This is a genomic window from Klebsiella sp. 2-CIP_Kleb. (genome assembly GCF_050378715.1).
Taxonomy (GTDB): Bacteria; Pseudomonadota; Gammaproteobacteria; order Enterobacterales; family Enterobacteriaceae; genus Klebsiella; species Klebsiella quasipneumoniae.
On record NZ_JBNRLG010000006.1, the window covers coordinates 276,387 to 302,086 of the forward strand.

Below are 25,700 nucleotides of genomic sequence, written 5' to 3' on the forward strand. Positions count from 1 at the left end.
TTAGCGACGTTTTCGACGACCAAAGAGAATAAATGACGTTTAAGCCATGAAACAAGCAATTTTCCTGCACTAAAACGGGTTTTTACGGGCGTATTTATAGTGATAATCATAAGATATCTGGTTCGTGAGACGCTGAAAAGCCAGTTGGCGATCCTATTCATCCTGTTACTGATTTTCTTTTGTCAGAAATTAGTCAGGATCCTCGGCGCTGCGGTGGATGGCGATATCCCAACCAATCTGGTGCTCTCGCTGTTGGGGCTCGGCATCCCGGAGATGGCGCAGCTTATCCTGCCGTTAAGTCTGTTCCTTGGCCTGCTGATGACCCTCGGCAAGTTGTACACCGAAAGCGAAATTACGGTGATGCACGCCTGCGGCCTGAGTAAAGCCGTGCTGATCAAGGCGGCGATGATCCTCGCGCTGTTCACCGGCGCGGTGGCGGCGGTCAACGTGATGTGGGCGGGGCCGTGGTCGTCGCGCCATCAGGATGAAGTGCTGGCGGAAGCCAAGGCTAACCCCGGCATGGCCGCTCTGGCCCAGGGCCAGTTCCAGCAGGCCAGCGATGGTAACGCGGTGATGTTTATCGAGAGCGTCAACGGCAACCGCTTCCATGACGTCTTCCTTGCCCAGCTGCGTCCGAAAGGCAACGCGCGACCTTCCGTGGTGGTGGCGGATTCCGGCGAGCTGTCGCAGCAGAAAGACGGTTCGCAGGTGGTGACCCTCAACAAGGGCACCCGCTTTGAAGGCACCGCGATGCTGCGCGATTTCCGCATTACCGATTTCAATAACTATCAGGCCATTATCGGCCACCAGGCGGTGACCTCCGATCCGGACGACACCGAACAGATGGATATGCGCACTCTGTGGCAGACCCACACCGACCGCGCGCGCGCCGAACTGCACTGGCGCTTCACGCTGGTGGCGACGGTCTTCATTATGGCGCTGATGGTGGTGCCCCTCAGCGTGGTGAACCCGCGCCAGGGCCGCGTGCTGTCGATGCTGCCGGCGATGCTGCTCTACCTGGTGTTCTTCCTGCTGCAGACCTCGATTAAGTCGAACGGCGGCAAAGGCAAAATGGACCCGGCTATCTGGATGTGGGCGATCAACCTGCTCTATTTTGCGCTGGCGGTGCTGTTAAACCTGTGGGACACGGTGCCGATGCGCCGCTTCCGCGCCCGTTTTAATAAAGGAGCGGCCTGATGCAGGCGTTTGGCGTACTTGACCGTTATATCGGTAAGACGATTTTCAACACCATCATGATGACGCTGTTCATGCTGGTGTCGCTCTCCGGCATTATCAAGTTTGTCGATCAGCTGAAAAAGTCCGGGCAGGGCAGTTACGACGCGCTGGGCGCCGGCCTCTATACCATCCTCAGCGTGCCGAAAGACATCCAGATCTTCTTCCCAATGGCGGCGCTGCTTGGCGCGCTGCTGGGGCTGGGGATGCTGGCCCAGCGCAGCGAGCTGGTGGTGATGCAGGCGTCCGGTTTCACCCGGCTGCAGGTGGCGCTGGCGGTGATGAAAACCGCTATCCCGCTGGTGCTGCTGACCATGGCGATCGGCGAGTGGGTGGCGCCGCAGGGCGAACAGATGGCGCGCAACTACCGCGCCCAGCAGATGTACGGCGGTTCGCTACTTTCCACCCAGCAGGGGCTGTGGGCGAAAGATGGCCATAACTTTGTCTATATCGAACGGGTGAAAGGTAACGATGAGCTGGGGGGCGTCAGCATTTATGCCTTCAACCCGGAGCGTCGTTTACAGTCGGTGCGCTATGCCGCCTCGGCAAAATTCGATAGCGAGAATAAAGTGTGGCGCCTGTCGCAGGTGGATGAATCCGATCTGACCGATCCGAAGCAGGTGACCGGGTCGCAGATGGTGAGCGGTACCTGGAAAACCAACCTGACGCCGGACAAGCTCGGCGTGGTTGCCCTGGATCCGGATGCGCTGTCGATCAGCGGGCTGCACAACTATGTGAAATACCTGAAATCCAGCGGTCAGGATCCGGGACGCTACCAGCTCAATATGTGGAGCAAAATCTTCCAGCCGCTGTCGGTGGCGGTGATGATGCTGATGGCGCTGTCGTTTATCTTTGGCCCGCTGCGTAGCGTGCCGATGGGCGTCCGGGTAGTGACGGGGATTAGCTTCGGCTTTATCTTCTACGTGCTGGATCAGATTTTCGGCCCGCTGACCCTGGTGTACGGCATACCGCCGATCATCGGCGCGCTGTTGCCAAGCGCCAGCTTCTTCCTGATAAGCCTCTGGCTGATGATGCGTAAGGCCTAGCGGGTAAGCCTGAAACCTAAGCCCCCTCATTGATGAGGGGGCTTTTTTTTTAGCGCTTGCGTCCGCCCAGCAGGCTGCCCAGCATGCCGCGGACGATCTGATTGGTGACCTGGCGAACTGCGCTTTTCGCCGCGGTCTGCACGATACCGTCGCGTTTGCCGCCGCGCGGGCCGGTGCTGCCGAACAGGATATCTTTCAGGCCGCCGAGCAGCCCGTCGTCTTCTCCGCTCTGCTGACCCTTCGCCGGCGGAGCCGACTGCTGCTCGGTAGTGACCTGCACCCCTTGCTGCAGCATCTCGAAGGCCGACTCGCGGTCCACCTCCTCTTCATACTTGCCGTACAGCGGCGAGTGATTCAGCAGGCCATTGCGCTCGTCATCGCTGACTGGCCCCATCCGCGAGCAGGGAGCGATAACCATCGCCCGCTCGACCACCGACGGACTGCCTTTCTCATCGAGGAAGGAGATCAGCGCCTCGCCGGTGCCCAGCTCCTGGATCGCCTGTTCGGTACTGAAGGCCGGGTTGGCGCGCATGGTCTGGGCGGCGGTTTTCACCGCTTTCTGATCCTTCGGCGTAAAGGCGCGCAGCGCGTGCTGCACACGGTTGCCCAACTGGCCGAGCACAGCGTCGGGAATATCCGCCGGGTTCTGCGAGACAAAATAGACGCCGACGCCCTTGGAGCGGATAAGACGGATCACCTGTTCGATTTTATCCAGCAGCACCTGCGGCGCATCGTTGAACAGCAGATGCGCCTCATCGAAGAAGAACACCAGTTTGGGCTTGTCGAGATCGCCCGCCTCCGGTAGGCGCTCGTACAGCTCGGAGAGCATCCACAGCAGGCTGGCGGCGTAGAGCTTCGGCATCTGGTAGAGCTTTTCAGCGCTGAGGATATTGATCACCCCTTTGCCACTGGCATCGACGCGCATCCAGTCGGCAATATCCAGCATCGGCTCGCCGAAGAAGTGCCCGGCGCCCTGTTGCTCCAGGGTCAACAGCCCGCGCTGGATGGCGCCGACCGAGGCGCTGCTGATATTGCCGTACTGATTCTGGAAAGATTTGGCGTTGTCGCCGATAAACTGGGTGATGGCGCGGAGGTCTTTGAAGTCGAGCAGCAGCAGGCCGCGGTCGTCCGCGATGCGGAAAATAATGTTCAGCACGCCGCTCTGCACCTCATTGAGATTGAGCAGGCGCGCCAGCAGCAGGGGGCCAAGATCGGAGACCGTCGCCCGCACCGGGTGGCCCTTTTCGCCAAAGATATCCCAGAGCACCACCGGGTTGGCGTGCGGCTCCCAGTCGCTGACGCCGATCTTCTCCAGCCGCGCCTGCAGTTTCTCTGAGCTCTGGCCCGCGGCGGCAATGCCGGTCAGGTCGCCCTTGACGTCCGCCATAAATACCGGCACGCCAATCTCCGAAAACGACTCAGCCAGCTTTTGCAGGGTGACGGTTTTACCGGTGCCGGTCGCACCGGTGATCAGCCCATGGCGGTTGGCCATGGCGGGCAGCAAATAGAGCGCGTTATCCAGCGTGCGCGCAATCAACAGGGGTGAGCTCATGATCGATTCCTCCATTTATCCTGCGACGATTATAGGCAACCTCGTCGTCCGGCGTTGGGGAAATCGTCACGCGCCGCGCACGCTGTCGCGAGAGGCCTCAGGCGCAGTGGCGTTGGATAAGTGCGATGCTCTGCTCAATTTCGCGCTCGATATCCGCTTCGCTCCACTGCGCCAGCTCGGGAGCGAAGGGTTCAAAAGCGTATATCCCCTGATAGCCGCGGGCTTCCAGGGCCTTAACCTGCTCGCAGGTGCCGAGACGATCCTGCGGCGTCAGCATGATGCGCTCGGCATCGGTGAGCTGCTCGCGCGGACGGGTATCGTCCACTCCGGAAAGGTGGACCAGCCCGATGTCCGCTACCTCCACCTGACTGAACTCGTCCGCCGCCTGCGGGTAGAGATGGTGATGGAAGGTGTCGATCAGCAGCTTAAACGGCACGCGCGCGTCATGGATCAGCGTCTGCGCCTGGTGCGCCGATCGCAGCGAGCTTTGCGGGAAGCCCAGCGGCTCCACCAGGCCGTGGATGCCGTAGAAGGCGAACAGCGGGGCCAGATCGCGCAGGGCGCCCAGGGTGTCGCTGGCCGGCACCTCGCTGCCGTCGTTGAGCGGGCAGAGCACCAGCGATTTGGCGCCGATGGCCTGAGCCTCTTTCAGCAGCGACTCGGTCAGCTGCCGCACCTCTTCGCTACGGCGGTTAAAGGGATAGACCGCGTTAATCGTCAGGATCTCGATGTGATAACGCGCCGCCAGCTCGCGCACCTGCTGATGGCTTAAATCGTCGGTCACCTTCCCGCTGGGTAAATCGTTGCGCAGCTCGACTTTATTCAGGCCCAGACGGTTCACCAGACGGAAAAACGCTTCAATGCTGAGCGCTGGCGCGATTTTGCGGTTAATACAAAAACGTTGCATTGCGATGGCCATGGGACACTCCTGACGGAAGAGGGTTAGGTTCGTTCAATTGGCTAACAGTCAAAACGTTTATTCCAAAATAAGCAAGAATGAAAATGATGATTGTTTGAGCTGCCTCGCAAAATATTCCCGGCCGCCGCGGCGGGAGCGACCGGGACGGGGAGCCTGGCATCACGAGGCGGCGCGGCTCGATGGGGGAAGCGTGTAAGCGATGCGTGAGCGCAAAATGCGACTGTTATCACCAAAATGAAATTTCATTTCACAACAATGTTGAAATATAAATTTCATTTTACTACGGTTATAGCACAGCAGAATCAGCGACGGGCCGGCGTGCGCTGGCCCTCTTCACTATGAGGCGAGAACATGACGATCACAGGAAACTTTATTGGCGGGAAAACCGTTATCAGCAGCAGCAACGAAACGATGCCGGTGTACGATCCGGCGACGGGCAAAGCGGTGCGCGAAGTCACGGTATCGACCGCGCAGGAAGTCTCTGAGGCGATTCAGGTTGCTCGCGATGCGTTTGACAGCTGGTCCCGTACCACGCCGCTGCGCCGCGCCCGCGTGCTGTTCAACTTCAAAATGCTGCTGGAGCAGCACGTGGAAGAGCTGGCGGGGATCATCGTCAGCGAGCACGGCAAAGTGTGGTCGGATGCGCTGGGCGAGCTGACCCGCGGCATGGAAGTGGTCGAATTCGCCTGCGGGATCCCGCACCTGATTAAAGGTGAATACTCTTCTGACGTCGGCACCGGCGTCGACAGCTATTCGCTGATGCAGCCGCTGGGCGTGGTGGCCGGGATCACCCCGTTCAACTTCCCGGCGATGGTGCCGATGTGGATGTTCCCGCTGGCGCTGGCCTGCGGCAACAGCTTCGTCCTCAAACCGCCGGCGCTGGCGCCGACGGCCGCCGTGCGTCTGGCAGAGCTGCTGAAAGAGGCTGGTCTGCCGGACGGCGTGTTTAACGTCGTGCACTGCAGCAATGAAGATGCCGAGCAGCTGTACACTGACCCGCGCATTGCGGCAGTGAGCTTCGTTGGCTCCTCCGGCGTGGCGGAGTATATCTATAAGACCGCCAGCGCCCACGGCAAGCGCGTGCAAGCCTTTGGCGCCGCCAAAAACCACGCGATAGTGATGCCGGATGCCGATCTTGACGCCACCGTTAACGCCATTATGGGCGGCGCCTTCGGTTCCGCAGGCGAGCGCTGCATGGCGCTGCCGGTGGTGGTCGCGGTGGGAGATGAAACCGCCGACAAACTGATCGCCCGCCTGAAGCCGTTGGTGGAGGCGCTGAAAGTGGGCCCGGGCTGTATGCGCGGCCAGGAAGAGAACGAGATGGGGCCGGTGGTTTCTGATACTCACCAGAAAAAAGTCCTCGGCTATATTGATAAAGGCGAAAGCGAAGGGGCAAAACTGGTGGTCGATGGCCGCAAACTGCGCGTGCCGGGTTACGACGCGGGCTATTATGTCGGCGGCACCCTGTTCGATCACGTCACCCCGGAGATGACCATCTGGCGCGAAGAGATCTTTGGCCCGGTGCTGGGGATTGTGCGCGCGGCGGACTATGACAGCGCCCTCGAACTGGTCAACAGCCACGAGTTTGGCAACGGCAGCGCCGTCTTCACCAGCAACGGCCACACCGCGCGTGAATTCGTCCACGACGTGCAGGCGGGGATGGTTGGGGTGAACGTGCCGGTCCCGGTGCCGATGGCGTTCCACAGCTTTGGCGGCTGGAAGCGCTCAGTGTTCGGGGCGCTGAACGTTCACGGGCCGGACGGCGTGCGCTTCTACACACGCATGAAGACCGCCACCGTACGCTGGCCGGCAGGGCAGCAGACCGTATCTGAATTCAGCATGCCGACGTTAGGTTAATCGGCGAAGGAGAGCGCCATGTCGTTACTGGCTAAATCGCGAAAAGAGGGACAGATCCAGCATATTACGCCGCAAAGCGCCGGTTGGCGCTATATCGGCTTTGATGTCTGGATGTTGAAAAAAGGGCAGACCGTGACGCTGGAGAGCGGCGACCGCGAGCTGTGCCTGGTGCTGGTTGCCGGCCTGGCGTCGGTGAAAACGCAGCAGGCCGATTTCCCGAATCTCGGTAAACGGATGTCGCCGTTTGAACGCACCCCGCCGTGGTCGGTGTACGTGCCGCCGCAGGATCGGGTCGAGGTGACCGCCGATTCCGATCTGGAGCTGGCGGTGTGTAGCGCGCCGGGCAAAGGCAGCTTCCCGGCACGCCTTATTCGGCCGGAAGACGTCGGCGTCGAGCATCGTGGGAAAGGGCGCAACCAGCGTCGGGTGCATAATATTCTGCCGGACAGCGCCGAGGCGGATTGCCTGCTGGTGGTGGAAGTCTACACCGACGAAGGGGCCACCAGCTCGTGGCCGTCGCATAAGCACGATACCGCCCAGCCGGGCAAAGAAACGCAACTGGAAGAGACCTACTATCACCGCTTCGATCCGCCGCAGGGCTTTGCCTTCCAGCGGGTCTACACCGACGACCGCAGCCTGGACGCCTGTATGGCGCCCTATAACCACGATGTGGTGATGGTGCCGCGCGGTTACCATCCGGTGGCGGCGATTGCCGGTTACGACAGCTACTATCTGAACGTCATGGCCGGACCGGATCGGAAATGGCTGTTCACCTGGGAAGAGGACCACGCCTGGATCAACACGCCGGAGTATCCGCGTCACGACTAACGTGACGCGTAGACGCCGATAAAAAAGGCCGGTTAGCGATGCTAACCGGCCTTGTTGTTTGAGGCTGCGGGTGTTTTTTAGCGAAAGGCTCCGCGGAATCCCACTCCCTGGCCCGGCAAGCGCAGCGTTGCCGGGCCGTCAGGCACCGTACCCGTGACTGTGCCGGATGGCGCTACGCTTATCCGGCCTACAGGATCCTCTCCTGAGCCCATATACCCCACGCCCGGCAAGCGCAGCGCCGCCGGACAAGATATCAGACTCGATACCTGGGATGTTGTCGGGTGGCGGCTGTGCCTGGCCCGGCCTACAGGGTCCCTGCGACCTGTCCCTGATTTACCCACTTGCGCGACTGAAACTGCCGGTGCTGACGGCCTCAAAATCGCTGAGACGTTCCCGGAAGGCCGGGGCAGCCCGCATGGATGCGGGCTGAGGGCCGTGTTTTGCACGGACGCTGCCTCGGCCCGACCCGAAGCCTGCAGGGATAAGTCGAAGGGACCGCGCAGCGGCGATTTTGCTGGCCGGAGCCCGGGGGTACAGGGGGCGGCGGCGACTGGCCGCCCCCTGTGCGCTCCCTGCGCCATGCCAGGCATAACGCAGACGATTAACCGGGAGCGCAAATTTCGCTGAAGTTACACGTAATAAACGCATTGTCTGGCCGGGAAAGTTGCAAACCGATAACAGTCTCTACGGCATCCCGCAGGCGCACATATCCCAGGCCCGGCAAGCGCAGCGCCGCCGGGCAGGACACCTCCGACGCCATACCCGTCTTTGTGTCGGATGGCGGCATAAATGCCTTGCCCGGCCTACTGGCGCCTCCCGCAGGCTTATACAACTCCGCCGGGCAACTAACGCCAGGCGGCTTATTTCACGCCTTCTGCTTGGCCTCAGACTCCTGACTGCTGTTCAGCGCCAGCGACACCGCCAGCGTCTGGGCCAGGCACAGGGAAGCAACCTGCGAGCGGAAGCCATCCACCTGCGCTTCCCGCACCACAAAGCAGACATCGCTGAAGGCCGCCAGCGGGCTGACCTGGCTGTCGGTAATGGCGATCTGCCGCGCTTTGCGCTGCGCGCCCAGCTCCACCAGCTCGACCACTTCCCGGGCGTACGGCGAGAAGCTCACCGCCACCACCACGTCTTTCGGGCCGACCAGACTCAGCTGCTCGGTGAACATGCCGCCGAGGCCGTCGATCAGAAAGGCTTTGCGATCGAGGTGGCGCAGCGCATAGGTCAGATAGGAGGCGACGCTGAACGACCGGCGCAGGCCAATGACGTAGATATTTTCCGCCTCGCCCAGCAGGGCCACCGCGCGCTCCAGCTCATCGCTGGAGGTCTGCATCGCCAGCTGCTGCAGCGCCTGGTTGTTCACCATCGTGAACATATTGAGAATTTCCGTCGGCGTTTCCGGCGGGCTGGACTCATCGCTGGTGGTCTGGCGGAACAGACGGGCGCGCTCGGTATAGTTGGCGGTCTCTTCCATCAAATGCTGCTTGAACATCTGTTTCATTTCGTTAAAGCCGCTGAAGCCGAAGGCGTTGGCAAAACGAATCAACGTGGAAGGGGGAACGTCCGCCTGTTGCGCAATGGAGGCCACGGTATCGAAAGCCACGCTATTGCTGTTATCAAGGATATAGCGGGCGACCTGTTTCAGGCGTTTGCTTAACGTATCGTAGCGACGCCTGATTTCATCCTGCAGGATGGTCAGCTGTGTTGGGTTATTGGCCATAGAGTGCGCTCTGAGAAAATGGAAGGAATATGGCTTCCAGTGTACCAAATGAAGCGAATTTTTCATTTATTGCGACGAAATACGCGATTCATTTCACGAAGAAACAGAAAAACGCCCGCTCCGCAAGGTGACGGAGACGGGCGTCGGGGGATCAGCGGCGGGCTTCGCGCCAGTAGCCAATAAGCGTCAGGTAGTTGCGTTTCACTTCCTCTATCAGCGCCTCATCGCTGAGCTCACCCTGCATCCAGCGCCGCGACGGCTGGCCAAAGATGGTGCGCCCGACGGCGAAACCTTTGATCATCGGGTGTGCGGCCGCCTCGGCAAAACCGGCGCGCAGTTTGTCGGAAGGCGCGTCGAGACCGAGGATCAGGATCCCGCGGCTCCACGGATCTTCGCGCTCGATAAGGGCGGTGATCTGCTGCCAGCTGGCGCTGGAGAGCGGCGGCAGCTTCCACCAGTCCGGCTTGATCCCCAGCTGATAGAAGTGTTCCAGCATGGTGTGGTAATGGCGCTCGTCTTTGTCCGGGCCATTTTCCGGCAGGATCACCTCCAGCAGCAATTCATGGCCTGACTTGTTACAGGCCTGCCACACCTCGAGCAGCAGGGCGTCCTGCTCTGCACGCAGCGCCGCCGGGTCGTCCGGGTGATAGAAGACCAGACATTTGACGACATGCTCCAGCGGCCAGTCGATCAGCTGCGAGCCGATGTTGCCATGCTCCAGACGCAGCGGCCGCGAGCTGGGCAGTTCGATAGGGCGCCCGATCCACCAGCCCTTGCCGGTAATGGCGTTCAGCGCACGCTGGCCGTAGGTGCCGTCGGCCAGAATACCGCTGCGCTGGTCAAGGCCCGCCTCCTGCGCCGCCGCTTCGGCCGCGGCCAACAACAGCAGCTTGAGCTGCGGAATGCAGGCTTCATCGCGCCCGGTCTCCCGCGCCAGATCGGCCAGCTGTTTGCGATGGTCGAAGGCGAAAATGCACAGCTCCGGCCACTGCTGGCGGCGGCTGGTCACCCGGTGCAGGTGGTTGAGGCGCTCGTCGACGTCCGGGCGCGGCACCGATTCGGCGCGCTGCAGGTAGTCATCGAGTTCGACTTTGGTCGGCATCGCTGGCGCACAGCCGTGGCGGGAGACCACCAGCGCCCCGCAGGCGTTGGCATAACGGCAAGCCTGCTCCCAGCCCTCGTCGTTAAGCCAGCCGCGCAGCAGGCCAGACATAAAGGCATCTCCGGCGCCCAGCACGTTGAGCACCTCCACGCGCACGCCCTGCTGCAGCGGCACCTGGTCCCAGCTGTCCGGGATGTCGCCTTCCAGCACCACGCAGCCCATCGGCCCGCGCTTGCAGACGAGGGTGGCTTTGGTGGCATGGCGCACATTTTTGAGCGCGGTCAGGGTATCGGTGCTGCCCCCGGCAATATGAAACTCTTCTTCGGTTCCCACCACCAAATCGAACAGATGCAGCACTTCCTGCAGCTGGCTGGTGACCGGCCCGGACTCAATGAAACGGGTTTCGCCATCGCCGAGCGAGGTGAGTCCCCACAGCACCGGACGGTAATCGATATCCAGCGCGGTACGCAGGCCGTGACGGCGGGCGTACTCCAGCGCCTTCAGCACCGCGGCGCGGGTGTTGGCATGCGACAGATGGGTGCCGGTCACCGCCAGCGCCCGGGAGGAGGCAATATACTCCTCGCTGATGTCGTCAGGCGTTAAGGCCATATCGGCGCAGTTATCGCGGTAGAAAATCAGAGGGAAAGTCTCCTGATCCTTTATCCCCAGCATCACCAGCGCGGTCAGGCGGGATTTGTCGGTAATCAGATACTCAGTATCCACCCCGGCGCGGTTGAGCGTTTCGCGCAGGAAACGGCCGTTGTGTTCATCGCCAACGCGCGCCAGCATGGCCGATTTCAGCCCCTGAATCGCGGTGCCAAAGGCCACGTTGCCGGAGGAGCCGCCCAGATATTTCGCGAAACTGGCAACGTCTTCTAGCCGCGAACCGATCTGCTGGGCATAGAGGTCGACGGCCACCCGACCTATACAGATGACGTCGAGCCGCTTTACTGCTGCATTCATAGCTAGGATTTCCTTTTTGGTGTCTGCTGCCTGGAAGGGTCGGGATCCCGACGTTGACTCCGTGAACAGCCTGAGGGTTATTGGTTACCCTTAGTTTGAGAAATAAATATTTCATTTGCAAACTCGTTCGAAATTAAAAAACCAAAAGTGTGAGGGATCTACCACTCTGCCGCACTGAGCCTCGCGCGAGCGCGGATCGTCCCCACTGTTGACCCGGGAGAAAATGAAACGCCACACGACAGCCATTTACCTATGATTTTTAAGGGGATATTGTCGTGTGCTGCGGCAAAAAAGGGCCCGAAAACGTGTCAGGAATGTAAGTGAAACGTATGAAATGGGTAGAGAGTTTGATCCTTCTCGCAAAATGAAATATTTCTTCTGTATTTGTATTTAATGAAAAAAATGTTTGCCTATAATCCACAGGTATTCCAGTGACGTGAACGACGGCCCCGGCGGCATCGGCGCGACGCCACACACAAATACTGAACAATAAGGATTGTGCATCATGGGCAAACTGAGACTGACAACGGCGCAGGCGCTGGTGAAGTTCCTCGATAACCAGTACCTGGAAGTGGATGGTGTAGAGCTGAAGTTCGTGAAAGGCATTTTCGCGATATTCGGCCATGGCAACGTCCTGGGGCTGGGGCAGGCGCTGGAGCAGGACAGCGGCGACATGCGCGTCTATCAGGGGCGCAACGAGCAGGGGATGGCCCACGTGGCCACCGGTTTTGCCCGCCAGGCCTTGCGCCGGCAGATTATCGCCTGCACCTCCTCCATCGGTCCGGGGGCGGCCAACATGATCACCGCCGCCGGCACCGCCAGCGCCAACCGCATTCCGCTGCTGCTGCTGCCGGGCGATGTCTTCGCCACCCGCCAGCCGGACCCGGTGCTCCAGCAGATTGAACAGAGCTACGATCTCAGCATCAGCACCAATGACGCCTTCCGCGCGGTCAGCAAATACTGGGACCGCATTACCCGCCCGGAACAGCTAATGAGCGCCTGCATCAACGCCATGCGCGTCCTGACCGACCCGGCGGAAACCGGCGCGGTGACGCTGTGCCTGCCGCAGGACGTGCAGGGCGAAGCCTGGGACTACCCGGAATCCTTCTTTGCGCGCCGGGTGCACCGTCTCGACCGCCGCCCGGCCAGCGCCGCGCAGCTGGCGGACGCCGTGGCGGCCATCAAAGCCAGTCGTAAACCGCTGATCGTCTGCGGCGGCGGGGTGAAATACTCCGGCGCGGGCGAAGCGCTGTCCCGTTTCGCCGAGCGCTACGGGGTGCCCTTTGCCGAAACCCAGGCCGGGAAGGGGACGGTGGTCTCTTCTCACCCCCTGAACGTCGGCGGCGTCGGCGAGACGGGCTGTCTGGCGGCGAACCTGCTGGCGAAAGAGGCCGACCTGGTGATCGGCGTTGGCACCCGTTTCAGCGATTTTACCACCGCCTCGAAATGGATTTTCCAGCACCCGGAGGTGCGTTTCCTGAATATTAACGTCAGCAACTTCGACGCCTGGAAGCTGGACGGCATTGCCATGCTGGCGGACGCCCGGGAAGCGATGACCGCCCTCGACGCGGCGCTGGCGGACAGCGGCTGGCAGGCCGGCTGGGGCGCGCAGATCGAGAGCGTGCAGAGCCGTCAGTTAAAAGAGACCCAGCGCGTCTACCAGGCGGTGTGGCAGGAAAAATCCTTTGTCCCGGAGATCGACGATCATCTCGATCGCGAATCAGTGTATCGCGAATTCCGCCAGATCACCGACTCCACCCTGACCCAGAGCAGCGTCCTTGGGGTACTGAATGAAACGCTGCCGGCCGAGGCGGTGATCGTCGCGGCGGCGGGCAGCCTGCCTGGCGATCTGCAGCGCGTCTGGCGCAACCGCGCGGAAAACACCTACCACGTGGAGTACGGCTACTCCTGCATGGGATATGAGGTCAACGCCGCGCTGGGCGTGAAGCTGGCGCAGCCGCAGAGCGAAGTCTACTCCCTGGTCGGCGATGGCTCGTTCATGATGCTTCACTCTGAACTGGTCACCTCCCTGCAGGAGCGGGCGAAGATCAACGTCGTGCTGTTCGATAACATGGCCAACGGCTGCATCAACAACCTGCAGATGGAGCACGGGATGGACAGCTTCGGCACCGAGTTCCGCTACCGCCAGCCGGAAACCGGCCAGCTGCAGGGCGGCCTGGTGCCGGTGGACTTCGCCACCATCGCCGCCGGCTACGGCTGCAAAACCTGGCGCGTCACCACCCTGGACGAACTGCGCCACGCGCTGGACGCCGCCCGTCGCGAAACGGTCAGCACCCTGATTGATATTAAAGTGCTGCCGAAGACCATGGTGCACAAATACGGCAGCTGGTGGAACGTTGGGGTCGCCCAGACGGCGCTCTCTGAGCGGATCCGCAAAGTTGCGCAAATGATTAATGAAAAACGCGCCCAGGCGCGTGATTACTAAAACGAACATCCACCCTGAATCCTACAGACTTACGGAGAAAACCATTATGTCGCTCAAATTAGGTGTCATCGGCGCTGGCGCTATCGGTAAAGAACACATCCGTCGCTGCACCCAGGTTCTGCAGGGCGCCACCGTTGTGGCGGTGTCTGATATCAATGCCGACAACGCCCGTGCGGCGGTCGCGCTGCCGGGCGTGCAGGCGGAAGTCTACGCCGACGGCCACGACGTGATTAACGCCAGCGATGTCGATGCCATCCTGGTCACTTCGTGGGACCCGACCCACGAAGAGTACACCCTGGCCGCCATCGCCGCCGGTAAGCCAGTGTTCTGCGAAAAACCGCTGGCGATGACCGCGGAAGGCTGCCGCCGCATCGTCGATGCTGAAATGAAGGCCGGCCGTCGCCTGGTGCAGGTTGGCTTTATGCGCCCATACGACGAAGGCTATCTGGCGCTGAAAAAAGTGATCGACGATGGCGATATCGGCGCGCCGCTGATGCTGCGCTGCGCCCACCGCAACCAGTCGGTCGGCGAGAACTACACCACCGATATGGCGATCACCAACACCCTGATCCACGAGCTGGACGTGCTGCGCTGGCTGCTGAACGATGACTACCGTTCCGTGCAGGTGCGCTTCCCGCGCTCCACCTCGCACACCCACGCGCGTCTGAAAGATCCGCAGATCGTCTCCTTTGAAACCAAAAAAGGCACCCTGATCGACGTCGAGGTGTTCGTGAACTGCCAGTACGGGTATGACATCCAGTGCGAAGTGGTCGGCGAGACCGGGATTGCCCGTCTGCCGGAGCCGTCTGCCGTCCAGATGCGCAAGTCCGCCAGCCTGTCGACCGCCATTCTGACCGACTGGAAAGACCGCTTTATCAAAGCCTACGACGTCGAGCTGCAGGCCTTTATCAACGACGTCAAAGCCGGCCAGCTGCACGGCCCGTCGGCTTGGGACGGCTACGCGGCGTCGGTGGCGGCGGACGCCTGCATTAAAGCGCAGGGAACCAGCGAGCCGGTTGAAGTGACGCTGCCCGAGTGCCCGGCATTCTACAAACGTTAAGCACGTTTTGCTGACGGAACTTCTTTGCACAGGTAACGACGATGAAAATTGCCTTTGATGTGGATGTCATTAAGGACCTCGGGATCACCCGCATGGTCCATCAGGTAGCGGAGTGGGGCTACAAGTACATTGAACAGTCGCCGCACCCGCAGATTAACCCGTTCTACAAGCACCCGCGCGCCAGCCGGGAGATCATGGCGGAGTACAAGCAGGCGCTGCGCGATACCGGCCTTGAGCTGTCGTCGTTTATCTGCGTCTACCGCTGGTCCGGCCCGGACGAACTGCGCCGTCAGGCGGCGGTGAAAAACTGGAAACGGCTGGTGGAAATTGCGGTGGAGATGGGCGTTCAGGTGATCAACACCGAGTTCTCCGGCGATCCGAATCAGCCTGAGATCTGCGATGAAATGTTCTATCGCTCGATGGAAGAGCTGTTGCCGATTTTTGAGCGGGAAGGCATTCGCGTGGAGATCCAGGCGCATCCCTGGGATTTCTGCGAAGAGAACAATGAAACCGTCGATATCGTGAAGTCGTTCCGCAGCGATAACGTGAAGTACGTCTACAGCGTGCCGCACACCTTTTTCTACGACAAAGGCGTCGGCGATGTGGCGAGCATGCTGCGCTATGCCGGGAGCGATCTCTCCCATGTCCTGATTGCGGATACCCGCAATCATACGAAACATTGCCGCTATATCGTTAACCCGCCGGGCGTGGATGCCGTGGTGCACCAGCACGTAGGCGTCGGGGAAGGGGATGTGGATTTCGACGCGCTGTTCCGCACCCTGCGCGAAATGAAATTCGCCGAGCAGACCTTCAAGGTCGGCGGGGAGCCGATTGTCGCCACCTCGCTGTTTGGCTACCCGGAAAAAATGAAATACCAGGCAGTGGAAACCCGTGAACTCATTGAACGTGAATTGCTGCGCCGTTAAGGCGCAGCGGCAGGAGCCCTACTATGAACAAAGATAACGTCAAACTGGCTATCGCCCCGATCGGCTGGACTAACGATGATATGCCGGAGCTCGGCAGCGAAAACACCTTCCAGCAGATCGTCAGCGAAATGGCGCTGGCCGGCTTTACCGGCAGCGAAGTCGGCAGCAAATATCCGCGCGACCCGGCGGTCCTCAAGCCGATGCTGGATATCCGCGGCATTCAGATCTGCAACGCCTGGTTCAGCACCTTTTTCGCCAACGGCCAGCGGGAAAAAACCATTGATGAATTCGTCAATCACATGAACTTCCTGCATGCGATGGGCGCGAAAGTGATTGGCTGCTCCGAGCAGAGCGGCAGCATCCAGGGGCTGGATAAACCGATCCTCGGCGATGCGAAGCCGTGCTTCAGCGAAGAGGAGTCGCAGCGGGTGGCGGAAGGCTACAACACCCTCGGTCGCCTGGCGGCGGAGAAGGGGATGCAGGTCTGTCTGCACCACCACATGGGCACCGGCATTCAGACCACCGCGGAAATCGACAAGTTTATGTCGCTGGTGGACGAGCGCGTCTTCCTGCTGTTCGATACCGGCCACGCCTGGTATTCCGAAGGCGGCGAAGCGCCGATGCTGGCGATCCTCAAAAAGTATCTGCCGCGCATCAACCACGTTCACCTGAAAGACGTCCGTCCGCCGGTGATCGACCAGGTGCGCCGCGACGGCCTGTCGTTCCTCGACGGCGTGAAAAAAGGCACCTTCACCGTCCCGGGCGACGGGGTGATCGATTTCCGTCCGGTTTTCAAGCTGCTGGACGACTTTGGCTATAAAGGCTGGATGGTGGTGGAAGCAGAGCAGGATCCTGCTCTGGCCAATCCTTTCGAATACGCCGTCAAAGCGCGCAAATATATCCGCGAAACGGCAGGGATCTAATCGTTGTGACATTTTCAGGCCATACCGGGTATGGCCTGCTTTTTTTCCTTCCTCAACCGGACCCAGGGCTCAACCACGGCGCCGGACAGTTCCCTCTCCCGGGCCCAGGGCTTAACCACAGCGCCGTACCGTCCCCTCTCCCTCAGGGAGAGGGCCTGGGTGAGGGTGACGATGACGGGTAAAGCGTCACTTCACTTCCGCCAGCGCGGTCTTATCCACATAAGGTTTCATCAGCGCGTCGGCTTCCTTCTGCGCCGCCTGAACCGCCGCTTCCGGCGTCACTTTGGCATCGTTAACCACCGCCGCCAGCTGGTTCTCCATCGCCTTACGCACCGCTACGGTCTCCCAGGTGGAGTACCACGGATGGGCGTACTTAAGCTGCTCAAGGGCGATCGCCGCCCGCGGATCCTGCTGCAGATAGGCCTTCATCTCCGGCGTATCGTATGACGCCTTGCGCGGCGAGAAGTAGCCGGTAAAGCGGCTCCATGCGCCGTTCACGTCGGGGCTCACCAGATAGGTCAGGAACTGATACGCCGCTTTCTTCTGCGCATCGCTGATGCCTTTAAAGCTCACCAGGCTGGCGCCGCCGATCGGCACCGCGCGCTGCTCTTTGGCCGGCAGCATCGCCACCCCAAGCTCAAAGTCTTTGCTGTTCTCGCGCATAAAGCCCAGCGCGCCAGTGCTGAGCATCGCCATCCCGAGCTTACCGGAGAAGAACGCGGCGCTGATCTGCTTCGAGTTCAGCACCCCGGACGGCATTACCTTGTCCTTGTAAATCAGATCCTGCCAGAAGCGCAGGGCGCCGATGGCGGTCGGCGAGTTGTAATAGACCTCGCCCGGATAGTCTTCGTTAAAGTATTTCCCGCCGTTGGCGCGCACCAGCGCCGAGAAGATCCAGCCGCCGTAGTCGTCGTTGGTCGACGGCAGCATGATCCCCCACTGGCCTTTGCTCTCGTCGGTCAGCTTTTTGGCATCAGCCAGCAGCTCGGCCCAGGTCTGCGGCGGCTGTTTGATCCCGGCCCGATCGAACATCGTCTTGTTGTAGTAGAGGATCGGCGTCGAGTTATGGAACGGGATCGCATAGGTGGTGCCCATCACCTGGGCGTTCTTATGCATCGCGGGCCAGAATTCCTTTTGCAGAAAATCGCCAGCCTTTTGATCGCCATATTTAAACAGCTCATCCATCGGCAGGATCTCATCCTTCAGCGCCAGATCGGTGGTGAAGTTGGCGGACATGATCACCAGCGCCGGCGGCTGCCCGGCCTTCTGCGCCGATTCGGCTTTGATCTTGGTGGTGTCGTAGTTGCCGGTGAAGATGCCGCGTACTTCGACATCCTGCTGCGAGTCGTTGAATTGCTTAATGACGCGGGTCATCTCCATGGTCAGCTTGCCGTCCACCGGCGCCGGGAACATGAAGTCTATTTTCTCTTTTGCCAGCGCCGCGCCGCTCAGGGCAAGACTGAGGCCAACCGCGACTACCGTAAAAGGTTTAAACATGATTACACTCCATCAATAAATTATGCTGGGTCTCAGCATGAAAAAGATGCACATCGGCAGGCGAAAAGCCGATCGGTAGCGACTCGCCTTTCTCCGGCACCGTGCCGCGGTGGCGGCGGCTAAAGCGCAGGGTGCCGATCGGGGTGCTGACGTGGAGCAGGTAGTCGGCCCCCATCAGTTCTCGTTGCAGAACGGTGGTCGGCAGGCGCAGATGGCCCTCCTCCACGCGGTCGGTAATATGTTCCGGGCGAATGCCCAGCCAGACGCGGGTCTGATCCCGGTGGCGCGGTGGCAGCGGATGGCGCTGTTCTCCCAACAGTACTTCACCGTTGGCGCAGGGTAGCGACAGGAGGTTCATCGCCGGCGAGCCTATAAATCCGGCGACGAACAGGTTGGCCGGGTTGGCGTAGAGATACTCCGGGCGCCCGACCTGCTGCACGTGGCCGCCGTTCATCACCACGATGCGGTCGGCCATCGACATCGCCTCGGTCTGGTCGTGGGTCACATAGATGGTGCTGGTTTTCAGCTGCTGGTGGAGGGCCATAATGCTGTCGCGCACTTCGCTGCGCAGGCGGGCGTCGAGGTTGGAGAGCGGCTCGTCCATCAGGAACAGCCGCGGATTACGCACAATCGCCCGGGCCATCGCCACCCGCTGGCGCTGGCCGCCGGAGAGCTTCGCCGGTTTGCGGTCAAGCAGCGCCTCCAGCTGCAGCATCTGCGCCACTTTGTCCACCCGCGGCTGCCAGCTGCTTTTCTCTTCCTTGCGCACCTGCATGCCGAAGGTGATGTTGTCGCGCACCGACAGATGCGGAAACAGGGCATAGTTCTGGAAGATCATCGCGAAGTTGCGCTCGCGCGGCGTGGCGGCGGTGATGTTCTCATCATGCAGCCAGATTTGGCCTTCGCTGACCGGCTCCAGGCCGGCAAGCAGGCGCAGCAGGGTGCTTTTCCCGCAGCCCGACGGGCCGACCAGCACCACGAATTCGCCTTCGTGAATATCCAGCGACAGGGCGCTGAGCGCCGGCTTGCCGTCGAAACGTTTACTGATGTTTTGCAGACTGAGCATGGCGGTTAGCGCTCTTCCGTTGGGCAACTGATGTTTTCGTCGTACAGCCACGGCCCGGCGTAGTGGGCCAGTGAGTGCTGGTAGCTCACCCACTGCTCGCCGACCTGGCGGTGCATCAGGCACGAAGCCGGGGAGAGGTCGTAATAGGGCCGGGTATCTTCGTGGCAGTACGGCACCTGGTGGACGGTGCCGGGAATGGTGGAGATCAGCGCCTGGCGATACTGGGTCATGGTCAGGCTGTGGTTATGGCCGCAGAAGATGCGCGTCAGCGACGGGAAACGCTCCACCAGCGCCAGCAGACGGTGGCCGTTTTCGCAGGCGATCGGGTCCATCTGCGCATTGCCCAGCGGCAGAGGCGGGTGGTGCATAAAGATAGTCGCCGGTTTGTCGCCGCCCTCGAACAGCTGGGCTTCCAGCCAACCGATGGTCTCGTCGGTCAGCCAGCCCTTCGAGGTGCCGGCGCGGCTGGAGTCGATAAACAGCAGGCGGGTGGCGAAATCATCCACCGCATAGCGCATATTTTGCGGATCGTTGCCCAGCTGCGGGCACAGCGGGTGAAGATGCTCCAGAAAATGGGCTTTGTCGTCGTGGTTGCCGGGGATCAGATACAGCGGATAGTTCAGGCTGCCGAGGATCTGGCGGGCCACCTGATACTCCTCCGGGCGGCCGCAGTTGACGATATCCCCGCTCACCACCACCGCGTCCGGGCGCTCGCGCAGCGCGTTAAGCTGCGAGACCACATCGGCGTTGGCGGCGTTGACGTCGATAAAGCCGTACAGCTTCTCGCCGCGGCTGCGGAAATGGGTATCGGAAATGTGTGCTAACAGCATGAATCACTCCTTATTTGATCCCGGAGAAGCCGAAGCTCCGCAGGAACTGTTTCTGAAAAAGAATGAACGCCAGCATCAGCGGCAGGCAGACCATCAGCGTCCCGGCGCCGATGGTGCCCCACTGGCCGCCGGATTCGGCGCCCATGGCGAAGGAGACCAGCCCGACGGTCAGCACCTGCTTATCGGGATCGTTGAGCATCATCAGCGGCCACAGGTACTCGTTCCAGTGGTAGGTAATGCTGACGGTGGCGAAGGCCAGCACCGACGGCCAGGACATCGGCAGCAGCACGCGGAACAGCACCTGCCACCAGCGGCAGCCCTCCATCAGCGCCGCCTCCTCCAGCTCTTTCGGGATGGCGAGGAACGCCTGACGCATCAGGAACACGCCGAACGCCGAGGTGAAATAGGGCATCATCACCCCGGTGAGGGTGTTGAGCAGGCCGAAGGTTTTCAGGGTCAGCATGTTCGGCACCATCATCACCACCGGCATGATCATCAACTGCACCAGGAACAGAAGAAACAACGTCTGCTTGCCGCGAAACTCGTGGCAGGCGAAGACGTACCCGGCGGTGGTGATGGTCAACAGCTGCACGCAGAAGGTGCCGAAGGTGAAGATAAGGGTGTTGGCGTACAGGCTCAGCCAGTCGGCGCTGTTCCAGGCGTCGCGGAAGTTATCGAGGGTCAGCGGCAGGCGCGGCAGCAGCGAGGCCATATCTTCCCCGAAGGTGGTGGCGCTGAACGAGGTGGCCAGCATCCAGATAAACGGGCTGATCCACAGCAGCGCCAGGCAGCACATTAATACTGTAAGCGTAAAGGGCGACGAGCGGCGCAGGCGCAGCCACAGCGGACGCGCAGCGGCGGGTGTGCGGACCAGCAGCGGCGAGATGTCAGCGCTCATAGTGGGCTCCTTTCTCCAGCAGTTTCAGGTTAATCAGCGAGAAGGCGAACAGCCCGGCCAGGGTCAGGAAGGTGGCGGCGGAGGCTTTGCCAAGGTCGTGGGTATCCCAGGCGAGATTCTGAATGTAATAGAGCAGCACGGTGGTGGCGTTGTCGGGCCCGCCGCGGGTCATCACCGCCACGTGGTCGATCTGGGTGATGGAGTAGATCAGCGCGGTGGTGATCACAAAGCTCAGCGTCGGGCGCAGCAGCGGTAGCGTGACCTTAAAAAAGACCTGCGTGCGGGTAGCCCCTTCCATCAGCGCCGCTTCCCGCGTCGAGGCCGGAATGCTCTGCAGCCCGGCGAGGAAAAACAGCATGTAATAGCCGGCGAACTTCCACACGCCGATCAGCGCCAGGGCCAGCAGCGCGCTGTTGCTGCGCCCCAGCCAGTTGTTGTTCATCGGCCCGAACAGCTTCGCCAGATAGTGATCGAGCAGGCCGAGGCCGGGCATAAAGATAAACAGCCACAGCGCGGCGGCGCTGACCATCGGGATAATCATCGGGAAGAAAAAGGCGGTGCGCAGCCAGCGGTTGACGCGATGGTTCTCGCTCAGCGCCACCGCCAGCAGCAGGGCGAGGGTCACCCCGGGCACCACCGTCAGCAGGATATAGAGCAGGTTATTGCCCAGCGACTGCCAGAAGACGTTATCGGCAAACAGGCGGGCGAAGTTATCCAGCCCGACGTACTGTGCGCCGTCGCTGGCCATGCGGGTATCAAACAGGCTGTCATACACCGAACGCCCCAGCGGGAACCAGGTAAACAGCAGTAAAAACAGCAGGGAAGGCGACAGGATCAGCCAGGGAAGCCAGGTCTTTCTCATGGTGACGCGCATCTCGTTCAGCCATTTATCGAAGCCCGGATTGTGGGAAGCAATGACTACAGAGGCATGGCGGGGAGATGACGGTTTGATGAAGCGACGGGGAAAACGCCGGGCGAGCGGGCCGCCCGGCGGGAGAGAACCATCAGAAGTCGGCTTTCAGCACCGCGCGGTAGCGGGCTTTGCCTTCGCGAACGTGCTTCAGCGCTTCGTTAATCTGCGACATCGGGAACAGCTCGGTGGTCGGGGCCACTTTGCTGCGCCCGGCGAACTTCATCAGCGTGCGCAGTTCGGACGGGTTGCCGGTCGCCGAGCCGGAGATGCTGCGGTCGCCGCCGATAAGGGTAAAGGCCGGCACCGGGAACGGCTTCATCACCGCGCCGACGGTATGGAAGTTGCCGCCGTAAGCAAGGGCTTCGAAGTACGGCTGCCAGTCGAGATCCACCGCCACGGTGTTGATGATCAGGTCAAACTGACCGGCCAGCGCTTTTAAGACTTCCGGATCGCGGCTGTTGACCACGCGATCGGCGCCCATCGCCAGCACTTCCTGCTCTTTGGCCGGGTTGGAGCTGAAGGCGGTCACTTCCGCGCCCATCGCCCGCAGCAGCTTAATGGCGATATGGCCGAGGCCGCCGATGCCGATCACCCCGACGCGGCTGGTGGCGGTGACGTGGTGGGTCAGCAGCGGTTTAAAGACGGTGATGCCGCCGCACAGCATCGGGCCGGCGGACGCCAGATCGATGCTCTCCGGCAGGGGGATCACCCACTGCCAGTCGGCGCGCAGCTTATTGGCGAAGCCGCCGCGGTTGAGAATGGTCGGCACCGAGCCTTCCAGACAGTTGATCTGGTTGCCGCTGATGCAGGCGTCGCAATGACCGCAGCTGCGCGCCGTCCAGCCGATGCCGACCTTCTGGCCAATCTTCAGCCCTTTATCCTGCGCCGCGCTGCCCAGCGCCGCCACCCGGCCAATCACCTCGTGACCGGCTACCAGCGGGTAGCTCGACATCCCCCATTCGTTGTCGATCATCGACAGGTCCGAATGGCAGATCCCGCAGTATTCCACCTCAACTTCGACATCTTCCGGCTGCAGCTCGCCGGCATCATACTCCCACAGCGACAGATCGGCGCCCGCTTCTTTGGCGGCGTAGCTTTTAATGATGCTCATGTTCATTTCCTTGGGGTTGGCGTGATAACCCAGAAAGTGTAGAGCATGGCATTCCACGGCGCTTGGCAATCGGAGGGGTCGCGAAGCGGGCGGACCAGCCGCCCGTTAAGGTCAGCGGCTGGCGAGCGGCCACTGATTAAGGCGGATGCCGCGCTGCGGCGCGTTCTCGGCAAAATCATCCAGCACCGCCCGCACGTCCGGGTCCAGATAGCCGACGCTGTCGTGCTCGACGATCACCACACTCTTTTCCGGAATTTTCGCCAGCAGGGCCAGCAGATGCGGATTGTGCATAAAGGTCAGATTTTGCTGGATGCGCAGCACGTAGTGGTCATCGTAGCGCGCCAGCTGCAGCGAGTGGCGATGGCTGCGCCAGAGGCTGAACGCCATCTGGGTGGCAAGACCAATCCCGATCCCCGCCAGCATGCCGAAGGCGATAATCCCGCCGATGGTGGCGAGGAACGGGACGTACTGCGCCGCCCCCTGGCGGAACTGCTCGATGAACAGCCGCGGCGTCGCCAGCTTATAGCCGGTATACAGCAGCACGGCGGCGAGGCTGGCGAGCGGGATTAAGGTCAGCAGGCCGCTGAACCACAGGCCGCAGATCAACAGCAGCACGCCATGGATAAAGATCGACAGTTTGCTCTGCGCGCCGTTGCTGACGTTCACCGAGCTGCGGACGATCACTGCGGTGATCGGCATCGCCCCCAGAACGCCGGAGAGCAGATTGCCCACGCCCTGGGCGACCATTTCACGGTTCGGCGAAGGCGGCGGATTTTGCGGGCGCAGCTTTTTCAGCGCCTCCTGGCTGAGCAGGGTTTCGAGGCTGGCGACCAGCGCCAGGGTCACCGCCACCACCCACACCGACGGATTGCGCCACGCGCTCCACGCCGGAGACTCCAGCTCGCCCAGCAGCTCGCCGAGGCTGCCGAACGCCGGCAGGGTAATACGCGGCAGGGCGGCCAGCTGCTGCGGCGCAAAATGGGTCAGCAGCAGGGTGGTCACGCAGCCGAGCAGGACGGCGATCAGCGGCCCGGGGATCCAGCGCAGGCTCTTCACCCGGCGGATAAGCGGCGAGCCCCACAGCCAAAGCACCAGAAGGCCGCCCGCGGCGACGGCAATCGCAGTGACGGAGAAAGCGGCATTGCCCTGAACCACATCGGCAAGCCCGGTCTCTTCCGCCGTGCCGAGCGCGACAGGGATCTGCTGCATAATCAGCAGGATGCCGATCGCCGCCAGCATACCTTTGATGACGCTGGCGGGAACCAGCGAGATAAAGCGCCCGGCCCGCAGGATGCCGAACAGCAGCTGCAGCGCGCCGGCCAGCACCAGCGCCATCAGCAAGACGGAGAAGGAACCCAGGGATTCAATGGCGGCGACGACGATGGTGACCAGTCCGGCGGCGGGGCCGCTGACGGCGAAGCGGGAGGGGCTGAGGGCGGTGACGACCAGGCCGCCGATGATGCCGGTCAGCAGGCCGACGAAGGGCGGTAAGCCGCTGGCCTGGGCGATGCCGAGGCACAGCGGCAGGGCGACAAGGAAGACGACGATGCCGGCGAGAGAGTCCTGACGAAGCGTGTTCATGGGGCGTGCTCCTGCGGTGAGAGGTGTTCGACGAGGGTGGTTAAATGGCCGGAAGCCAGATCGTAGACGCAGCCGTGCAGGCTGAGCGGCCGCCCGCTGGCGAGCACCGTCTGCACCGGCTCACTCTCCAGCAGACGGGCGAACTGGGCGCGAACGTTGGCTTCCACCAGGGCGTCCAGCGCATGGCGAGAGCGCTCCGAATCGGTGCTGGCGCTGGCGCTGGCGCCGGAGGAGGCCGCAACACCACATCCATCGGCGATCTGCACCATTTCATGATGCAGGGTGTGGCGCAGCTGGCCGATGCGGCGAGCCAGCGCCGAGGATTCCTGCGCCAGCGGCAGAGTGGGCAGAGAGAGCGCCGCCTGCACGCCGCCGCAGCCGTAGTGGCCGCAGAGCACCACCCGCTCCACCTCAAGGTAGTGGAGGGCATACTGCAGGACGCTCATGACGTTGTCGTCGGTGGGGTCGAGCATGTTGGCGATATTGCGGTGGACAAAGAGCTCGCCGGGCTGGCTGCCGGTGAGCACCTCGGCGGGAACGCGGCTGTCGGAGCAGCCGATCCACAGTGAGTGGGGCCGCTGCCCGTCGACCCATTTTTCGAAATAGTCCGGATCATGCTGACACTTCTGCAGCGCCCAGCTGCGGTTGCGGGCCAGCAAAGGTTTTAACGTCGTCACAAGTATTCTCCTGAGTTAATTCATCGAGTGAATATGTCCATCAAGACTCGTACAGCGACTAGTAAAAATAGTGTTTACCGGAACCCTTCACGCCTGAGGAAAATCCTGGAATAAACGGCAAAAAGAAAACTTTTCATTAATGTAAAGTTATAAAAATATTGATGAAATTGATATTTGACTGTGGGGCGAGTGAATAACAAAAAGGTATTGGCTAAAACTTTCTGGAATATATAGGAATGGCGTTGGGTGGGGTTAGGGGGAATATTGAGGGATTGGATATTGGGGATGGATGGGGAACGTTGGGTTGTGTTGGGTTGTGTTGAGTTGGGTTGAGTGATTCGGGTGAGAATGGTGTGAGAAAAAATAGAGATGACTTCGAGTGAAGTTTGGGGGGGCAAGGGGAAAGGGGAGTGGCTGGCAGGTGGTGCTGGGGTTGCGGGGGTTGTGAGAGGAGGGTTGCTGGTGGCATTGGCGCTCCGGAACGGTCGTAAAAGGTGACGTCGCGCAGGATAGCGCTGTTTTTTTCAACACTTAGCGCAATGGCGACAC

The 25,700-nt window shown here is 61.2% G+C and carries 20 protein-coding genes; 8 read left to right on the forward strand and 12 right to left on the reverse strand.

Annotated elements, in window-relative coordinates:
• Positions 1 to 99 precede the first annotated feature (99 nt).
• Together lptF and lptG are read left to right on the forward strand one after the other, a co-directional pair.
• On the forward strand, positions 100 to 1,197 hold the full coding sequence (gene lptF / locus ACQUTP_RS19895) for an LPS export ABC transporter permease LptF (protein WP_012969078.1): 1,098 nt from the start codon (positions 100 to 102) through the stop codon (positions 1,195 to 1,197).
• Positions 1,197 to 2,279: an LPS export ABC transporter permease LptG gene (gene lptG / locus ACQUTP_RS19900; protein WP_002886956.1), complete on the forward strand. Its 1,083-nt coding sequence runs from the start codon at positions 1,197 to 1,199 to the stop codon at positions 2,277 to 2,279. The genes lptF and lptG overlap by 1 nt, the downstream gene beginning before the upstream one ends.
• Positions 2,280 to 2,328: 49 nt before the next feature.
• Here the strand turns inward: lptG and ACQUTP_RS19905 are convergent, their stop codons facing one another.
• Both ACQUTP_RS19905 and ACQUTP_RS19910 read right to left on the reverse strand, forming a co-directional pair.
• On the reverse strand, positions 2,329 to 3,831 hold the full coding sequence (locus ACQUTP_RS19905) for a helicase HerA-like C-terminal domain-containing protein (RefSeq protein ID WP_048322798.1): 1,503 nt from the start codon (positions 3,829 to 3,831) through the stop codon (positions 2,329 to 2,331).
• 97 nt (positions 3,832 to 3,928) lie between these two features.
• On the reverse strand, positions 3,929 to 4,750 hold the full coding sequence (locus ACQUTP_RS19910; protein ID WP_023319606.1) for a TIM barrel protein: 822 nt from the start codon (positions 4,748 to 4,750) through the stop codon (positions 3,929 to 3,931).
• 351 nt (positions 4,751 to 5,101) lie between these two features.
• On the opposite strand from ACQUTP_RS19910, the gene ACQUTP_RS19915 reads away from it, so the two are divergent.
• Positions 5,102 to 6,607 (forward strand): CoA-acylating methylmalonate-semialdehyde dehydrogenase, encoded by a 1,506-nt coding sequence (locus tag ACQUTP_RS19915; RefSeq protein ID WP_004146794.1) that lies wholly within the window; start codon positions 5,102 to 5,104, stop codon positions 6,605 to 6,607.
• An 18-nt stretch (positions 6,608 to 6,625) separates the two neighbouring features.
• Positions 6,626 to 7,435 (forward strand): 5-deoxy-glucuronate isomerase, encoded by an 810-nt coding sequence (gene iolB, locus ACQUTP_RS19920; protein ID WP_023291777.1) that lies wholly within the window; start codon positions 6,626 to 6,628, stop codon positions 7,433 to 7,435.
• Positions 7,436 to 8,300: 865 nt separating this feature from the next.
• On the opposite strand, the gene ACQUTP_RS19925 is transcribed toward iolB, so the two are convergent.
• Complete coding sequence (locus ACQUTP_RS19925) at positions 8,301 to 9,158, reverse strand: MurR/RpiR family transcriptional regulator (RefSeq protein ID WP_004206536.1); 858 nt, start codon at positions 9,156 to 9,158, stop codon at positions 8,301 to 8,303.
• Between the two features lie 151 nt (positions 9,159 to 9,309).
• Positions 9,310 to 11,223 carry a bifunctional 5-dehydro-2-deoxygluconokinase/5-dehydro-2-deoxyphosphogluconate aldolase gene (locus tag ACQUTP_RS19930; RefSeq protein ID WP_069734328.1) on the reverse strand — a complete coding sequence of 638 codons (1,914 nt, stop codon included), beginning with the start codon at positions 11,221 to 11,223 and terminating at the stop codon, positions 9,310 to 9,312.
• A gap of 505 nt (positions 11,224 to 11,728) precedes the next feature.
• Here ACQUTP_RS19930 and iolD point away from each other — a divergent pair.
• Genes iolD through iolE form a run of 4 tightly spaced genes read left to right on the forward strand, consistent with a single transcriptional unit; the run spans position 11,729 to position 16,578 of the window.
• Entirely contained in the window at positions 11,729 to 13,669 is a 1,941-nt protein-coding gene (gene iolD, locus ACQUTP_RS19935) for a 3D-(3,5/4)-trihydroxycyclohexane-1,2-dione acylhydrolase (decyclizing) (RefSeq protein ID WP_064795200.1), read from the forward strand.
• A gap of 46 nt (positions 13,670 to 13,715) precedes the next feature.
• Positions 13,716 to 14,729: a Gfo/Idh/MocA family protein gene (locus ACQUTP_RS19940; protein ID WP_004186740.1), complete on the forward strand. Its 1,014-nt coding sequence runs from the start codon at positions 13,716 to 13,718 to the stop codon at positions 14,727 to 14,729.
• 41 nt (positions 14,730 to 14,770) lie between these two features.
• Positions 14,771 to 15,655, forward strand: coding sequence for a sugar phosphate isomerase/epimerase family protein (locus ACQUTP_RS19945; RefSeq protein WP_004152193.1), 885 nt, complete (start codon positions 14,771 to 14,773; stop codon positions 15,653 to 15,655).
• Positions 15,656 to 15,678: 23 nt separating this feature from the next.
• Positions 15,679 to 16,578: a myo-inosose-2 dehydratase gene (gene iolE, locus ACQUTP_RS19950; RefSeq protein ID WP_428902425.1), complete on the forward strand. Its 900-nt coding sequence runs from the start codon at positions 15,679 to 15,681 to the stop codon at positions 16,576 to 16,578.
• A gap of 186 nt (positions 16,579 to 16,764) precedes the next feature.
• On the opposite strand, the gene ACQUTP_RS19955 is transcribed toward iolE, so the two are convergent.
• The 8 genes from ACQUTP_RS19955 to ACQUTP_RS19990 all read right to left on the reverse strand — a co-directional run bounded on the left by ACQUTP_RS19955 (position 16,765) and on the right by ACQUTP_RS19990 (position 25,151).
• Positions 16,765 to 18,075: an ABC transporter substrate-binding protein gene (locus tag ACQUTP_RS19955; RefSeq protein WP_102096276.1), complete on the reverse strand. Its 1,311-nt coding sequence runs from the start codon at positions 18,073 to 18,075 to the stop codon at positions 16,765 to 16,767.
• Positions 18,068 to 19,141: an ABC transporter ATP-binding protein gene (locus ACQUTP_RS19960; protein WP_428902424.1), complete on the reverse strand. Its 1,074-nt coding sequence runs from the start codon at positions 19,139 to 19,141 to the stop codon at positions 18,068 to 18,070. The genes ACQUTP_RS19955 and ACQUTP_RS19960 overlap by 8 nt, the downstream gene beginning before the upstream one ends.
• Positions 19,142 to 19,146: 5 nt before the next feature.
• A complete protein-coding gene (locus tag ACQUTP_RS19965; protein ID WP_004192335.1) occupies positions 19,147 to 19,971 on the reverse strand; it encodes a phosphodiesterase in 825 nt (274 codons plus the stop codon).
• 10 nt (positions 19,972 to 19,981) lie between these two features.
• A complete protein-coding gene (locus tag ACQUTP_RS19970) occupies positions 19,982 to 20,869 on the reverse strand; it encodes a carbohydrate ABC transporter permease (protein ID WP_004206543.1) in 888 nt (295 codons plus the stop codon).
• The gene (locus ACQUTP_RS19975) at positions 20,859 to 21,743 is read right to left on the reverse strand and encodes a carbohydrate ABC transporter permease (protein WP_004146807.1); all 885 of its coding nucleotides are present in this window, start codon (positions 21,741 to 21,743) and stop codon (positions 20,859 to 20,861) included. Before ACQUTP_RS19975 ends, ACQUTP_RS19970 begins: the two co-directional genes overlap by 11 nt.
• 130 nt (positions 21,744 to 21,873) lie before the next feature.
• Positions 21,874 to 22,893: an NADPH-dependent aldehyde reductase Ahr gene (ahr, locus tag ACQUTP_RS19980; protein ID WP_048294079.1), complete on the reverse strand. Its 1,020-nt coding sequence runs from the start codon at positions 22,891 to 22,893 to the stop codon at positions 21,874 to 21,876.
• A gap of 111 nt (positions 22,894 to 23,004) precedes the next feature.
• Positions 23,005 to 24,474, reverse strand: a complete 1,470-nt coding sequence (locus ACQUTP_RS19985; protein WP_428902423.1) for a SulP family inorganic anion transporter — start codon at positions 24,472 to 24,474, stop codon at positions 23,005 to 23,007.
• The gene (locus tag ACQUTP_RS19990) at positions 24,471 to 25,151 is read right to left on the reverse strand and encodes a carbonic anhydrase (protein ID WP_222690159.1); all 681 of its coding nucleotides are present in this window, start codon (positions 25,149 to 25,151) and stop codon (positions 24,471 to 24,473) included. Before ACQUTP_RS19990 ends, ACQUTP_RS19985 begins: the two co-directional genes overlap by 4 nt.
• Positions 25,152 to 25,700: the final 549 nt, after the last annotated feature.